2 protein-coding genes and 1 pseudogene are annotated in these 1,441 nt (G+C 65.9%); 2 read left to right on the forward strand and 1 reads right to left on the reverse strand.

What is annotated here, in order from left to right; all coding sequences use genetic code 11:
* Positions 1 to 109: 109 nt before the first annotated feature.
* Positions 110 to 235: pseudogene (locus KZA10_RS15095) on the reverse strand (cold-shock protein); the annotation flags it as partial.
* Positions 236 to 353: 118 nt separating this feature from the next.
* On the opposite strand from KZA10_RS15095, the gene KZA10_RS18320 reads away from it, so the two are divergent.
* Together KZA10_RS18320 and KZA10_RS15105 are read left to right on the forward strand one after the other, a co-directional pair.
* Entirely contained in the window at positions 354 to 665 is a 312-nt protein-coding gene (locus KZA10_RS18320) for a hypothetical protein (protein WP_256934925.1), read from the forward strand.
* 320 nt (positions 666 to 985) lie between these two features.
* Positions 986 to 1,441 (forward strand): MarR family transcriptional regulator (locus tag KZA10_RS15105; protein ID WP_256934926.1); only part of this gene is annotated, 456 nt, incomplete at its 3' end.

The raw sequence follows: 1,441 nt of genomic DNA on the forward strand, positions 1-1,441 counted from the left end.
AGCTTCAACGACACTGCTGAGTCGGGGTACTTCGATACGACGCGGGCAAGCGCTGGTGGGGCTCTATGCCTGTGATCAGCTTGGGCAAGTGCGGCCGCTCTTACGGGGCGGCCGCACTTGCGGTGATGCCGGTGGGCATCGCGGAGGCGTGCAGGAAGACGTCCTGGCCGTCATCGCTGGCGATGAAGCCGAAACCCTTGTCTTCGTCGTAGAACCTGACCTTGCCGGTGGGCACGGGAGAACCTCGCTGAGATCGATATGCAGAACAGTGGACACGCTCGTGCGCGTGCCCCCAGCCTACCGGTCGTGGCGCTCGCGCAGCCGAAGGCCTCAGTGCGAGTAGGCTGAGGCGGATGAGCACGCAGAATTCCGAACCGGAGGTTCCCATCCGCCGGCTGGATCGTATCCTGGCGTTCACCGCGCTCGGAATCGCCGCGGCGTCCGTGGTGTGCTTCTTCGCGATCATCATCGGCACCGCGCTCGGGATGGACCAAGGGCGGCTTCGACGGTATCGACGAGGCGCGTCGCAAAGCGATCCGAGACGAACTGGCGGTGGTGCTCAGCCGGGCGCAGACGTCTCGACTCATCATCCGCTCGTCACCGGACCCTCGTATCGCGGTGACCGTGGTTGGCCGCGCCGGTTCGCGATCGTCCGGCGACGATGATGCGGTTGACCTCTGGCACGAGATCCCGCGCTGAATGCCGGTCGTCTGACGCGGTTCGCGAACGTCCTCGGCCCCGGCCGGGGGAGGCGACCGGAGTCGAGGATGATGAGAGTGGGAGAGGGGCGGCGAATCCGCCTGCCCCTCTCCGTGCGGACAGTTACCCGAAAACCGTCCGCTGGTGGCCGATCAGCGTCTGTCTACCCTGGGACAGAGAGACCAGCCGAACGCGAAGCGTCTCCCTCAGTCTGATGGCTTGCGCAAACATTGTCTGTAGGTATTTTGGGGGACAAGAATCCGCCTCGATGGTGGATCATTGGACGATGGCAACGCGTCGTGGCACCAATCTCCCGCGTATGGGTGACTTCAACCAGTCCGTGATTCTCGAGGCCATCCGCCAGTCCGGCGAGGGGCTGAGCAGGATCGAGCTCGCGACGGCGACCCGGCTCTCGGCGCAGACCGTCACGAACATCACCCGGAGGCTCCTCGATGACGGGTTCATCAGGGAGGCCGGGCGCACGATCAACGGGCCTGGCAAGCCGCGCGTCACCCTGAGGCTCGTCGCAGACAGCCGCTTCGCGGTGGGAGTGCACCTTGACCCCGCCCTCATGACATTCGTGCTGCTCGACCTGTCGGGTGCCATCGTTCGACGCCTGAGCGTGCGCACGCCCGCCGAGGATCCGCACCGGATCGTCGAGGCCATGGCGACGACGATCGACGCCCTGATCGTGGGATCGGGTGTGGATCGCTCGCGGATCGCGGGGGTGGGGGTCGCGGCC

It is taken from the genome of Microbacterium sp. BF1 (genome assembly GCF_019279095.1).
In the GTDB taxonomy this organism is placed as follows: Bacteria; Actinomycetota; Actinomycetes; order Actinomycetales; family Microbacteriaceae; genus Microbacterium; species Microbacterium maritypicum.

What these genes read in the sequence shown, in the direction of transcription:
- KZA10_RS18320 (WP_256934925.1), top strand. Translation starts at nt 354, where the DNA reads ATGAGCACGCAGAATTCCGAACCGGAGGTTCCCATCCGCCGGCTGGAT.